Here is a 13,267-nt window from a genome sequence, read left to right as displayed (position 1 = left end):
GACAGAATAATGCAGCACATCGACAAAATTTATATCAACGGCGAATTTGTGACCCCACACGGCAGCGAGCTATTTGACTTGTTTAATCCGGCAACGGAAGCGGTGATTGGCCAGGTTCGCCTGGCGGATGCCGAGGATGCTCAGCGGGCGATTGCGGCAGCAAAAGCGGCATTCCCGGCCTGGTCCCGGACCTCCCGGGAAGAACGTATTGCGGTACTGGAACGCATGCATCAGGCTGTGGTGGCACGTGAGTCCGACCTGCTGGAGGCCATTATCACCGAATATGGTGCGCCGTCATCACGCGCTAGCTGGATGGCGGCCTGGCCTGCGCAGACTATCCGCTGTGCAATTGACGCGCTGAAGACCTTTGCTTTTGAAGAGTCGGTTGGACGGGCCAAAGTTGTTATGACCCCGGTCGGGGTCGCGGGATTGATTACGCCGTGGAACAGCGATGCGGGTTTTATCTGTAATAAGCTGGCGACGGCGATGGCGGCGGGCTGTACTGCCGTCATTAAGCCAAGCGAAATGAGTGCCTGGCAGACTCAGATTATCACCGAGGCGCTGCACGCGGCGCAGATCCCGGCTGGCGTATTTAACATCGTCACCGGTCGTGGTGACGTGGTGGGCGATGTGATTAACCATCACCCGGATATCGCTAAAATTTCCTTTACCGGGTCGACGGCGGTGGGGAAACATATTGTGGAAAGCGGGGCTCGCACTTTGAAGCGCGTAACGCTGGAGCTGGGCGGTAAATCACCTACCGTTATCCTCGATGATGCTGACTTGAAATCTGCAGTGCACCTGGCGCTGGAGGCGGGCTTGATGAATAGCGGTCAGGCGTGCATTGCCGGTACGCGTATTCTGGTTCCGGCGTCGCGTAAAACGGAGTTTGAGCAGGAATTGGTTGCGGCGATAGCGCAGTTCCCCGCAGGCTCTCCGCGCGATGCGCAGACGGTTATCGGCCCAATGGTGAGCCGCAAGCAGTGGCAGCGGGTTCAGGACTATATTCGTCTTGGGCAACAAGAAGGGGCTCGTTTGCTGGTCGGCGGTGAAGGGCGTGTCGGCGGTATGACAAAGGGCTGGAGCGTGAAACCGACAATCTTTACCGACGTTCACAATCAGATGCGTATTGCCAGAGAGGAGATCTTCGGACCGGTGCTGGTGGTCATTCCTTATGCCGATGATGCCGAAGCGCTGGCGATAGCCAACGACACGGATTACGGTTTGAGCGCGCTGGTGCTGAGCGGTTCCCGCCAGCGTGGCGAAACAATGGCATTGCAGATTGAATCCGGCCGCGTGCTGGTCAATACGCTTGAACACGAGCATCTGGCGCCGTTTGGCGGCTTTAAACAGTCTGGTCTGGGGCGTGAAATGGGCAAATGGGGATTGCAGGCCTACCTGGAGCCCAAAACGCTGGTGGTTGGCTAATTGCAAAATCCTCATGTTGTGGGCAAGTGACATCGCCCGGTAGACAGGCTATTTTGGCTATTATGTTAGATGGGCAGCGATTTTTTGCGCCCATCGTTCGTGCATCTGTTGTCTGTGATTGAGGACGCGCCATGAGCCAGCCTGTAATAACCCTTTGGTCAGACTCCGATTTTTTCTCCCCCTATGTGATGTCCGTGTACGTTGCCCTGAAGGAAAAAGGGCTGCCTTTCACGCTCAAAACCGTCAATCTGAACCTGGGTGAACATCTGAAACCCGGCTGGAAGGGCTACACCGCTACCCGCCGGGTACCGCTTCTTGACGTGGATGGTTTTGAACTCAGCGAATCCTCCGCCATTACCGAATATCTCGACGAACGTTTTGCGCCGCCGGAGTGGGAGCGTTTGTATCCTCACGATATACAAAAACGCGCCCGCGCAAGGCAAGTGCAGGCGTGGCTGCGCAGCGATCTCATGCCTATCCGTGAAGAGCGCTCTACCGCGGTGGTTTTTGCCGGTGAGAAAAAAGCACCATTAAGTGAAGCAGGACGCCAAAGCGCGGCTAAACTTTTTGACACCGCCAGCGTGCTTCTGGCGCATGGTAGGCCCAATCTGTTCGGCGAATGGTGTATCGCCGACAGTGACCTGGCGCTGATGCTTAACCGGCTGGTGCTAAACGGGGATGATGTTCCGGAAGTACTCGCCGAGTACGCGGCTTTTCAGTGGCAACGTGCCTCTGTTCAGCGCTATGCCGCGTTATCGGCTAAACGTGCAGGCTGAAAAAGAAGAGATAATCCATTATGATAGTAAGGATTATCACTGTAGGGATTTGATTAATGAAGCTGATGTTTGCATCGGATATTCATGGCTCGTTGCCCGCCGCCGAGCGTGTGGTGTCGCTGTTTGCCGACAGCGGCGCGAACTGGTTGGTGATTCTAGGCGATGTGCTTAACCACGGGCCGCGCAATGCGCTTCCGGAAGGCTACGCGCCAGCCGAGGTCGCCGAGTGCCTGAACAGCGTAGCCGCGCGAATTATTGCGGTTCGCGGTAACTGCGATAGCGAAGTTGACCAGATGCTGCTGCACTTTCCTATTACCGCGCCATGGCAGCAGGTGTTAACCGACACGCAGCGGCTGTTTCTGACCCACGGTCATCTTTACGGCCCTGATAATCTTCCACCGCTGGCGTCAGGCGATGTGCTGATTTTTGGCCATACGCACCTGCCGGTGGCAGAAAAACGCGGCGAGATATTCTTATTTAATCCCGGTTCGGTTAGCATTCCTAAAGGCGGCTTTGCTGCTAGCTATGGGCTGATGGACGGAAGAAATCTGCAGGTTTTAGCACTCAATGATCAGCGGGTTATTGCAGAGGTTGTTATTAACCCGTAAGTTACCCATCAATCATAAAACGCGCCGTAAGAGCGCTTTCAATTTAAGGTTTTCTGATGGTCGAGCAGAATCATTTGGCAAGCACGGAATGGGTCGATATTGTCAACGAAGACAATGAGGTCATCGCGCAAGCGAGCCGTGAACAAATGCGCGCGCAGTGCCTGCGTCACCGGGCAACCTACATCGTCGTCCATGACGGCATGGGGAAAATTCTGGTGCAGCGTCGCACTGAGACGAAAGACTACCAGCCGGGTATGCTGGATGCCACCGCTGGGGGTGTCGTCCAGGCTGATGAGCCATTACTGGACTCTGCTCGCCGTGAGGCGGAAGAAGAGTTAGGGATTGCTGGTGTACCGTTTGCCGATCACGGTCAGTTCTATTTTGAAGATAAGAACTGTCGCGTGTGGGGAAGCCTGTTTAGCTGTGTTTCCCACGGGCCGTTTGCCCTGCAGGAAGAAGAGGTCAGCGAGGTTCGCTGGATGACGCCGGAAGAGATCACCGCTCGCTGCGACGATTTCACCGATGACTCACTGAAAGCGCTGGCGCTGTGGATGACCCGCAACGCGAATAATGAAGCGCATGTTGAGGAAGAAGCCGAGTAAATTCACGCTATCGCAGGCATAAAAAAATCCGGAACGGTTTCCCGCTTCCGGATTTTTTTTGCCTTAAAACCACCCGCGAACGGGTGGTGAAAGGATTACTGCTGCTGTGAAGACTGGATCGCGGTCAGTGCGATGGTGTAGACGATATCGTCTACCAGCGCGCCACGAGACAGGTCGTTCACCGGCTTGCGCATACCCTGCAGCATCGGCCCGATGGAGATCAGGTCGGCAGAACGCTGTACCGCTTTGTAGGTGGTGTTACCGGTGTTCAGATCTGGGAAGATAAACACGGTAGCGCGACCTGCAACCGGAGAGTTCGGCGCTTTGGATTTCGCAACGTCAGCCATAACAGCGGCGTCGTACTGCAGCGGGCCATCGATCATCAGGTCAGGACGTTTTTCCTGGGCCAGACGAGTCGCTTCGCGGACTTTCTCTACATCGCTACCTGCACCAGAAGTACCGGTGGAGTAGGAGAGCATTGCAACGCGAGGTTCGATGCCGAAGGCAATTGCGGAGTCTGCGGACTGGATAGCGATTTCAGCCAGCTGTTCTGCAGTCGGATCCGGGTTGATCGCGCAGTCGCCGTAAACATAAACCTGCTCAGGCAGCAGCATGAAGAACACGGAAGAAACCAGAGAGCTGCCCGGTGCAGTTTTAATCAGCTGCAGCGGTGGACGAATGGTGTTGGCGGTGGTGTGAACCGCGCCAGAAACCAGGCCGTCTACGTCATCTTGTTCCAGCATCAGGGTGCCGAGAACTACGTTGTCTTCCAGCTGTTCGCGGGCAACGGTTTCGGTCATGCCTTTGTTTTTACGCAGTTCGACCAGGCGAGCAACGTAGCTTTCGCGAACCACTTCTGGATCAACGATTTCTACGCCTGCGCCCAGTTCAACGCCCTGAGACGCTGCAACACGGGTGATTTCGTCCGGGTTGCCCAGCAGTACGCAAGTTGCGATACCACGTTCAGCACAGATAGCGGCAGCTTTAACGGTACGTGGTTCGTCGCCTTCTGGCAGAACAACACGTTTGCCCGCTTTACGCGCCAGCTCGGTCAGCTGGTAACGGAATGCTGGCGGAGACAGACGACGGCTGCGCTCAGAAGTCGCGGTCAGAGATTCAATCCAGTCAGCGTTGATGTAGTTAGCAACGTATTCCTGGACTTTCTCGATGCGCTCGTGATCGTCAACCGGAACTTCCAGGTTGAAGCTCTGCAGGCTCAGAGAGGTCTGCCAGGTGTTGGTATTCACCATGAATACCGGCAGGCCGGTCGCAAATGCGCGTTCGCACAGTTTGCTGATACGTGGATCCATGTCGTAGCCGCCGGTCAGCAGCAGAGCACCGATTTCCACGCCGTTCATTGCTGCCAGGCAAGCGGCAACCAGAACGTCTGGACGGTCTGCAGAAGTCACCAGCAGAGAACCGGCACGGAAGTGTTCCAGCATGTGCGGAATGCTACGTGCGCAGAAGGTCACAGACTTCACGCGGCGGGTGTTGATGTCGCCTTCGTTGATGACGGTGGCATTCAGGTGACGCGCCATGTCGATTGCACGAGTTGCAATCAGATCGAAGCTCCATGGTACCGCGCCAAGAACTGGCAGGGCGCTGGTGCTGTTCAGCTTAGCAGGATCGATTTTGATAACTTTCGCGGTGGAAGAATCATCGAAGATCTCAGACAGGTCTGGGCGAGTACGGCCCTGTTCGTCAACCGGTGCATTCAGTTTGTTGACGATAACACCGGTAATGTTGGTGTTTTTCGCGCCGCCGAAGCTGTTGCGAGTCAGTTCGATACGCTCGTTCAGCTGTTCCGGAGTGTCGGTACCCTGAGACATCACGAACACGATTTCTGCGTTCAGCGTTTTAGCGATTTCGTAGTTCAGAGACTGAGCGAACTGATGCTTACGGGTTGGGACCAGGCCTTCAACCAGTACAACTTCTGCATCTTTAGTGTTCGTGTGGTAGTTAGCGATGATCTCTTCCATCAGCACATCTTTCTGATTGCTGGAGAGCAGGGCTTCTACGTGGCTCATCTTCATCGGTTCAGCGGCGGTCGTCGTTGAAGAGCTCGCGCGAACGATGGTGGTAGTCTGGTCTGGCGCATCGCCACCGCTACGCGGTTGTGCGATAGGTTTAAAGACGCTCAGACGAACGCCTTTGCGTTCCATAGCACGGATTACGCCAAGGCTGACGCTGGTCAAGCCGACGCTGGTTCCGGTAGGGATCAGCATAATAGTACGGGACACGGTTTATCCTCTTTCGTTACCGCCAGTTTCAGGCGGGATACAAAACAGCACCGCCAGCTAGGCTGGCGGTGTGATATCAGGCAGTCAGACGGTTGGCGTCTTGTGCAATGACCAGCTCTTCGTTGGTCGGGATAACGATGGCAGGGCGGGTGCCTTCTTTGTTGATGAAACCGGATTTGCCGAAACGGGCAGCCAGGTTACGTTCGTGATCAACTTCGAAGCCCAGAACGCCCAGTTTGCCCAGGGACAGTTCGCGAACCATTGCAGCGTTTTCACCGATACCACCGGTGAAGATAACAGCGTCCAGACGACCATCCATCAGCGCGGTGTAGGAACCGATGTATTTCGCCAGACGGTGGCAGTAAACGTCCATTGCACGTTTAGCGTCTGCTTTTTCTTTGTAGTTATCTTCTACATAACGACAGTCGCTGGTGACTTCGGTCAGACCCAGGAGGCCAGACTCTTTGGTCAGCATCTTGTTGATCTGGTCGATGTTCATGCCCAGGGTGTCATGCAGGTGGAAAATGATTGCTGGATCGATATCGCCAGAGCGAGTACCCATTACCAGACCTTCCAGCGGGGTCAGACCCATAGAGGTGTCAACGCATTTACCGTTACGGATAGCAGAAACGGAACCACCGTTGCCCAGGTGGCAAGTGATGATGTTCAGTTCTTCAACCGGTTTGTTCAGTACTTTTGCTGCTTCCTGAGTAACGTAGAAGTGGCTGGTACCGTGTGCGCCGTAGCGACGAACGCCGTGTTCTTTGTACAGGCTGTACGGCAGAGCATACAGGTAAGACTCTTCCGGCATGGTCTGGTGGAACGCGGTATCGAATACGGCAACGTTCTTATCTTTCAACTGCGGGAAGGATTTCAGCGCTTCAGCAATACCGATCAGGTGAGCCGGGTTATGCAGCGGAGCAAAAGAAGAAGAATCTTTAATGCCCTGGATCACGGATTCGTCGATCACAACGGAGCTGGTGTACTTCTCGCCGCCGTGTACGATACGGTGGCCGATAGCGGTCAGCTGCGCGGACAGTTCTGGTTTTTGTGCCAGAATAGTATTAACGATGAAGTTCAGCGCTTCACTGTGAGCGGCGCCTGCACCTAAAGCCGCTTCTTGTTTACCGCCGTCCATTTTCCACTTGATACGTGCTTCAGGGAGATGGAAACATTCGGCTAAACCAGAGAGGTGCTCTTCACCATTAACTGCATCGATTACAGCGAATTTCAGGGAGGAGCTACCGCAGTTCAGAACCAGTACTAACTTACTCGACATGGAAGTACCTATTTATGATACGTGGCTAAAAAAACGTCAATGAGTCATTAAGCGTAGCGCAGGATGACCCCGACATTTATGATTAACATCATGCCCGAAACGTTTTTCAGGCATGATCTAAGAAATACATATTGATTCTAAGTCATTTTGCATAATTTTCAGCCAATGGCAGAATATGCAATAATTTGATTTGCCGGAGAGCATTTACCCTCTGGATTTCGAGTGATAGAAAAGCGACGGGCCCGCGATACCCCTTAAGCATAGATGACTATGTGACTGGGGTTAACGGACGCAGACTACGCATCTACAACTTGAAAGGCGACGGGTATAGAATCTGGCTATATCAGGCTGGCACAGGATACCCGATTGCAGGGGCTATGCCAAAATTTTTTGAACGATGTCATACCCAGTTGTTGTTTTTCAAAAATATTTTAATTTTTATACGTGAAGTTGAGGTAAGCCATGTCGACACCCGAGCAACGCCCGGTCAGTTTCTTCAGTTTGTTCAGCCGGGGGCAGCACTATTCAAAGACGTGGCCGTTGGAGAAGCGACTTGCGTCGGTGTTTGTTGAGAACCGCGTGATTCGCGCGACTCGCCACGCCATACGCTTTATGCCGCCGCTCGCCATCTTTACGCTGTGCTGGCAAATTGCCCTCGGTGGGCAACTTGGCCCAGCCGTTGCCACGGCGCTGTTTGCGCTGAGCCTGCCGATGCAGGGATTATGGTGGTTAGGTAAGCGCTCCGTTACCCCGTTGCCGCCGTCCACATTACAGTGGTTTTATGAGGTACGCGGTAAATTGCAGGAAGCCGGACAAGCGCTGGCACCGGTAGAAGGCAAGCCTGATTATCAGGCGTTAGCTGACACGCTTAAGCGCGCCTTCAAACAACTGGATAAAACTTTCCTTGATGATTTGTAATTACATGCGAAAAACGCATATAAAAGAAGACACAATATTTGTGTCTTTTTTTTTGCTGCCAAGCGCAACAGGAGTCGAAAAATGGAAATGACCCACGCTCAACGTCTGATTTTGTCCAATCAGTACAAAATGATGACTATGCTTGATCCCGACAACGCTGAGCGCTACCGCCGCCTGCAAACCATTATTGAACGTGGTTATGGTTTACAGATGCGCGAGCTGGACAGAGAGTTTGGCGAACTCAAAGAAGAGACCTGCCGTATCGTCATCGACATCATGGAGATGTATCACGCGCTGCACGTGTCGTGGACCAACCTGAAAGATGCCGCCACCATTGATGAGCGCCGCGTCACCTTCCTTGGTTTTGACGCAGCGACCGAAGCGCGCTTCCTGGGTTACGTCCGCTTTATGGTGAATATCGAAGGCCGTTATACCCATTTTGATGCCGGTACCCACGGTTTTAATGCGCAAACCCCGATGTGGGATAAATATCAGCGCATGCTGAACGTGTGGCACGGCTGCCCGCGTCAGTATCATCTGAGCAGCAACGAAATTAATCAGATTATCAACGCCTGATGGGGGCTCCCGTGCAGTGTAAAGGTTTTCTTTTTGACTTAGACGGTACCCTCGTAGACTCACTGGCGGTGGTGGAACGCTCCTGGCATTTCTGGGCTGAAAGCTATGGCGTTGACCCGGATGCGGTGCTGGCGTATATCCACGGCAAACAGGCCATCACCACGTTACGGCACTTTATGCCGGGTAAGTCAGAGGCGGAGATTCAGGCTGAGTTTCTGCGTCTGGAGCATATCGAAGCGACCGATCTTAACGGGATCCGTGCGCTGCCGGGGGCGCTGGAACTGCTGGAGCACCTGGAAGCCAACGCCATTCCGTGGGCTATTGTTACCTCTGGCTCGATTCCGGTGGCCCATGCTCGTCATCGCGCCGCAGGATTACCGACGCCTGCGGTGTTTGTCACTGCAGAACAGGTGCAGCACGGCAAACCACAGCCGGATGCTTATCTGCTAGGTGCCAAACTTCTGGGGCTGTCGCCGCAGGAATGTCTGGTGGTGGAAGATGCGCCAGCAGGCGTACAGTCCGGACTGGCGGCAGGCTGCTATGTTGCGGCAGTGAATGTGCCAGCGGAAACCCCTGAGCTGCTGGAGGTTGATTTTGTCCTTTCTACGCTGACAACGCTGCGCATTGAAAAGCTGCCGGATGGACAGGTAAACGTCACGCAGAATGCATGATCTTATGATTTAGCCCCACACCGTTGGGGCTTTTTTCTGCCACTATAGTTAACGCCATTAAGTTGAAAACCTTACCGCTTATTTGATGACAAGGATGTGCTGTGAACGGTGAATTGATTTGGGTGCTCAGTCTGTTAGCCATTGCCGTGGTGCTGTTTGCCAGCGGCAAGGTACGCATGGATGCTATCGCGCTAGGCATTATTGTCGCCTTCGTACTGAGCGGCACGCTGACGTTGAGCGAAGCTTTCTCTGGCTTCAGCGATCCCAACGTGATTCTGATTGCCGCGCTGTTTATTATCGGCGACGGTCTGGTACGCACCGGGGTGGCGACCAAAATGGGTTCCTGGCTGGTGCAGGTTGCGGGCAGCAGTGAAACCAAAATGTTGGTTTACCTGATGCTGACCGTGGCGGGGCTCGGCGCTTTTATGAGCTCAACCGGCGTGGTCGCCATCTTTATTCCCGTGGTGCTCAGCGTTTCCATGCGCATGAATATCTCCCCCTCGCGTCTGATGATGCCGCTAAGCTTTGCCGGGCTTATCAGCGGTATGATGACGTTGGTGGCGACGCCGCCAAACCTGGTTATCAACAGTGAGCTGCTGCGCGAAGGGCTGGAGGGCTTTGGTTTCTTCAGCGTGACGCCAATTGGGCTGGTGGTGCTGGTACTCGGCATTTTCTACATGCTGGTCATGCGATTCATGTTGAAAGGTGATGAAGGGCATGCGGCGCGCGAAGGGCGCAAGCGGAGCACTTTCCGCGATCTGATTAAAGAATACCGTCTGACCGGCCGTGCGCGCCGATTGGCTATTCGTCCGGGTTCGCCGATGATTGGCCAGCGTCTGGATGACCTGAAGCTGCGCGAGCGCTATGGCGCAAATATCATCGGCGTTGAGCGCTGGCGTCGATTCCGCCGGGTCATTGTGAACGTCAACGGGGTGTCGGAATTCCGTGCGCGCGATGTTCTGCTTATCGATATGTCGGCGGCCGATATTGATCTGCGCCAGTTTATCAGCGAGCAAATGCTGGAGCCGATGGTGCTGCGCGGCGAGTATTTCTCCGACCAGGCCCTGGACGTGGGGATGGCTGAAGTTTCGCTGATCCCGGAGTCTGAACTGCTGGGTAAAACCGTGCGTGAAATGGGCTTTCGTACCCGCTATGGCCTGAATATTGTGGGTATGAAGCGCGATGGTCAGGCGCTGGACGGTTCGGTGGTCGATGAGCCTTTGCAGCTTGGCGACATTATGCTGGTGGTCGGCAACTGGAAGCTGATTAGCCAGCTGGCGCAAAACGGGCGCGACTTTGTGGTGCTCAATCTGCCGATTGAAGTCAGCGATGCCTCGCCGGCCCACAGCCAGGCGCCGCACGCGATTTTCTGTCTGGTGTTGATGGTCGCGCTGATGCTCACCGATGAAATTCCCAACCCGATAGCCGCGATTATTGCCTGCCTGCTGATGGGTAAATTCCGCTGTATTGACGCCCAGAGCGCCTATAAGTCTATTCACTGGCCAAGCATTATTTTGATTGTCGGGATGATGCCGTTCGCGTTGGCGCTGCAAAAAACCGGCGGCGTCGATCTTATCGTGAAAGCGCTGATGGATATTGGCGGCGGGCAGGGGCCTTATCTGATGCTGGGTTGCCTGTTTGTGATGTGTGCGGCAATCGGACTGTTTATCTCCAATACCGCCACGGCGGTGCTGATGGCGCCGATTGCCCTGGCGGCAGCGAAATCCATGGGCGTGTCGCCGTACCCGTTCGCGATGGTCGTGGCGATGGCGGCTTCCGCGGCGTTTATGACCCCGGTATCATCACCGGTAAACACCCTGGTGCTGGGGCCTGGCAAGTACAGCTTTAGCGACTTCATCAAAATCGGCGTGCCGTTTACGGTGCTGGTGATGATTGTCTGCGTACTGCTGATTCCGATTTTGTTCCCGTTCTGATCGGGTTCCACGAAAAGACGTGACGCCGGGCTAGCGATAAAGCGTAGCCCGGCCGAACATGGTGATGCGGGGAAAAGTCAGAGCGGTGAGTCCTGGCTTATTTCGTCTAGTGAAAGATGGAAGCTCGGCACAAACACCGACATAAAATAGTCCATCTCTTCGCTGCGCCTGGAGGCCAGCGTCTTCTCAAGGCGCCCCTTGGCCAACAAAAATTCGTTATTACCCGCCGATAACTCTTCCAGACATTTCAGATAGGCGCACAGCGCATCGGCCTGTTTGACGATGGCTTTCTCTTCGTCGCTACTCTGATGCTCGTCGATAAGCGGTGCGAAAATATCGCGCAGTTCCTCAGGCACCATATCAATCAGTTTCTGTTGCGCGATTTTCTCAATCGCTTTGTATTCCTGAGCAATTTGCGAATTGAAATATTTCACCGGGGTAGGGAGATCGCCGGTTAATACTTCGGAAGCGTCGTGATACATCGCCAGCAGTGCGATGCGCTCGGCGTTCACCTGCCCGTTAAATTTGCGATTTTTAATGGCGGCGAGGGCATGGGCGACCATGGCGACCTGCAAACTGTGTTCAGAGACGTTTTCGGTGCGCACATTGCGCATCAGCGGCCAGCGATTGATTAACTTCAGGCGGGAGAGGTGGGCAAAAAAATGACTCTGACTCATAACAACCCTTACTCAGTAACTTCAGTAAAGGCATTGTGCGCAGAGATGGCCGCCGGATGCAAATGCCGGCGGCCATGAGCAATATTACAGCTGGTGGTAGCCTGACAGGAAACGACCGAAACGGCTGATAGCCATCTCCAGATCGTCTTCGCGCGGCAGGGTAACAATACGCACGTGATCCGGCCACGGCCAGTTAAAGGCGGTGCCCTGAACCAGCAAGACTTTTTCCTGCAGCAGGAAATCCAGTACCATGCGCTGGTCATCGTGAATGTTAAAGCGCTTGGCATCGATTTTCGGGAACATATACAGCGCACCCTTTGGCTTCACGCAGGAAACGCCGGGGATCTCGTTAATCAGCTCCCAGGCACGGTTGCGCTGTTCATACAGACGGCCGCCAGGTGTAATAAATTCGCTGATGCTCTGATAGCCGCCGAGCGCGGTCTGAATGGCGTGCTGCGCAGGAACGTTGGCACAAAGGCGCATCGACGCCAGCATCTCCAGCCCTTCAATATAACCTTTCGCGTGTTTCTTCGGCCCGTTCAGTACCATCCAGCCTTGACGGAAACCGGCAACACGGTAGGTTTTAGACAGCCCGTTAAACGTTACCGTCAGCAGATCCGGCGCCATCGCGGCAATCGAATGGTGCTGGGCTTCGTCATACAGAATCTTGTCGTAGATTTCATCGGCGAAGATTATCAGGTTGTGCTCGCGGGCAATCTCAACGATCTCCTGCAGCAGCTCTTTGGAATACACCGCACCGGTTGGGTTGTTAGGGTTGATAATCACAATGCCTCGGGTGCGCGGGGTGATTTTGGCGCGGATATCATCGAGATCAGGGAACCAATCGGCCGATTCATCGCACAGATAATGCACCGCTTTACCGCTGGATAACGATACCGCTGCAGTCCACAGCGGGTAATCTGGGGCCGGAACCAGCATTTCATCGCCGCTGTTGAGCAGCGCTTGCATGGCCTGGACGATGAGTTCGGAAACGCCGTTACCGATATAGATATCTTCTACCGTCACGTCGCGCATGCCGCGTGCCTGGTAGTGCTGCATGATAGCCTTACGGGCAGAGTACAGGCCTTTAGAGTCGCAGTAGCCCTGCGCGGTTGGCAGGTTACGGATCACATCAACCAGAATCTCATCCGGCGCGTCAAACCCGAAAGGTGCCGGGTTGCCGATATTGAGTTTGAGAACTTTATTGCCTTCTTCTTCAAGGCGTTTGGCCTCTTTAAGAACCGGGCCGCGAATGTCGTAACAAACGTTGTCTAACTTGCTGGATTTTTCGATGGGTGACATGAATCTTTGACCTTTTTAGCTGTGATTGCCACTCCCTGCCGTGGAAGTCAGCACGGAATAATGTACTCCGCATCCCGGGGGTTTTGAAGGGTCAACAGGAGAAGATTTCGTGGATTTCATGCTGTTGGAACATTCTTTTTTACTGGTTGGTTGCGAATATCATTGCTATATCTATTGTTAATTTATTGTTTAACAGTTAAATTAACCATAATTACTAGTTTTTTCAGGTTTTTCATCCAGTAAAAAAGAATGTTCC

12 protein-coding genes are annotated in these 13,267 nt (G+C 54.0%); 8 read left to right on the top strand and 4 right to left on the bottom strand.

Features of this window, described 5'->3' with window-relative positions; genetic code table 11:
* Positions 1-9: 9 nt before the first annotated feature.
* The 4 genes from LZ634_RS02840 to yfcD all read left to right on the top strand — a co-directional run bounded on the left by LZ634_RS02840 (position 10) and on the right by yfcD (position 3,414).
* Positions 10-1,428, top strand: a complete 1,419-nt coding sequence (locus LZ634_RS02840) for an aldehyde dehydrogenase family protein (protein WP_234502257.1) — start codon at positions 10-12, stop codon at positions 1,426-1,428.
* A gap of 131 nt (positions 1,429-1,559) precedes the next feature.
* Positions 1,560-2,204: a glutathione transferase gene (gene yfcF, locus LZ634_RS02835; protein WP_234502256.1), complete on the top strand. Its 645-nt coding sequence runs from the start codon at positions 1,560-1,562 to the stop codon at positions 2,202-2,204.
* Positions 2,205-2,260: 56 nt separating this feature from the next.
* On the top strand, positions 2,261-2,812 hold the full coding sequence (gene yfcE / locus LZ634_RS02830) for a phosphodiesterase (RefSeq protein ID WP_234502255.1): 552 nt from the start codon (positions 2,261-2,263) through the stop codon (positions 2,810-2,812).
* 56 nt (positions 2,813-2,868) lie between these two features.
* On the top strand, positions 2,869-3,414 hold the full coding sequence (gene yfcD / locus LZ634_RS02825) for an NUDIX hydrolase YfcD (protein ID WP_234502254.1): 546 nt from the start codon (positions 2,869-2,871) through the stop codon (positions 3,412-3,414).
* A 95-nt stretch (positions 3,415-3,509) separates the two neighbouring features.
* Here the strand turns inward: yfcD and pta are convergent, their stop codons facing one another.
* Both pta and ackA read right to left on the bottom strand, forming a co-directional pair.
* Positions 3,510-5,654 carry a phosphate acetyltransferase gene (gene pta, locus LZ634_RS02820; protein ID WP_234502253.1) on the bottom strand — a complete coding sequence of 715 codons (2,145 nt, stop codon included), beginning with the start codon at positions 5,652-5,654 and terminating at the stop codon, positions 3,510-3,512.
* A gap of 76 nt (positions 5,655-5,730) precedes the next feature.
* The gene (gene ackA / locus LZ634_RS02815) at positions 5,731-6,933 is read right to left on the bottom strand and encodes an acetate kinase (RefSeq protein ID WP_234502252.1); all 1,203 of its coding nucleotides are present in this window, start codon (positions 6,931-6,933) and stop codon (positions 5,731-5,733) included.
* A gap of 462 nt (positions 6,934-7,395) precedes the next feature.
* On the opposite strand from ackA, the gene yfbV reads away from it, so the two are divergent.
* The 4 genes from yfbV to LZ634_RS02795 all read left to right on the top strand — a co-directional run bounded on the left by yfbV (position 7,396) and on the right by LZ634_RS02795 (position 11,032).
* The gene (yfbV, locus tag LZ634_RS02810) at positions 7,396-7,851 is read left to right on the top strand and encodes a terminus macrodomain insulation protein YfbV (protein ID WP_234502251.1); all 456 of its coding nucleotides are present in this window, start codon (positions 7,396-7,398) and stop codon (positions 7,849-7,851) included.
* 81 nt (positions 7,852-7,932) lie between these two features.
* Positions 7,933-8,427 (top strand): YfbU family protein, encoded by a 495-nt coding sequence (locus LZ634_RS02805; protein WP_234502250.1) that lies wholly within the window; start codon positions 7,933-7,935, stop codon positions 8,425-8,427.
* The gene (locus LZ634_RS02800; protein WP_265178863.1) at positions 8,427-9,098 is read left to right on the top strand and encodes a sugar phosphatase; all 672 of its coding nucleotides are present in this window, start codon (positions 8,427-8,429) and stop codon (positions 9,096-9,098) included. The genes LZ634_RS02805 and LZ634_RS02800 overlap by 1 nt, the downstream gene beginning before the upstream one ends.
* A 101-nt stretch (positions 9,099-9,199) precedes the next feature.
* A complete protein-coding gene (locus tag LZ634_RS02795; RefSeq protein WP_234502248.1) occupies positions 9,200-11,032 on the top strand; it encodes an SLC13 family permease in 1,833 nt (610 codons plus the stop codon).
* A 77-nt stretch (positions 11,033-11,109) separates the two neighbouring features.
* Here LZ634_RS02795 and yfbR read toward each other — a convergent pair whose 3' ends face one another.
* Both yfbR and alaA read right to left on the bottom strand, forming a co-directional pair.
* Complete coding sequence (gene yfbR / locus LZ634_RS02790; protein WP_234502247.1) at positions 11,110-11,709, bottom strand: 5'-deoxynucleotidase; 600 nt, start codon at positions 11,707-11,709, stop codon at positions 11,110-11,112.
* Between the two features lie 84 nt (positions 11,710-11,793).
* On the bottom strand, positions 11,794-13,011 hold the full coding sequence (gene alaA, locus LZ634_RS02785) for an alanine transaminase AlaA (RefSeq protein ID WP_234502246.1): 1,218 nt from the start codon (positions 13,009-13,011) through the stop codon (positions 11,794-11,796).
* Positions 13,012-13,267 lie beyond the last annotated feature (256 nt).

The organism is Kluyvera intermedia (assembly GCF_021440345.1).
GTDB lineage: Bacteria > Pseudomonadota > Gammaproteobacteria > Enterobacterales > Enterobacteriaceae > Kluyvera > Kluyvera intermedia_A.
The sequence above is the reverse complement of the archived record's forward strand: the minus strand, read 5'-3'. Positions and strand labels throughout refer to the sequence as shown.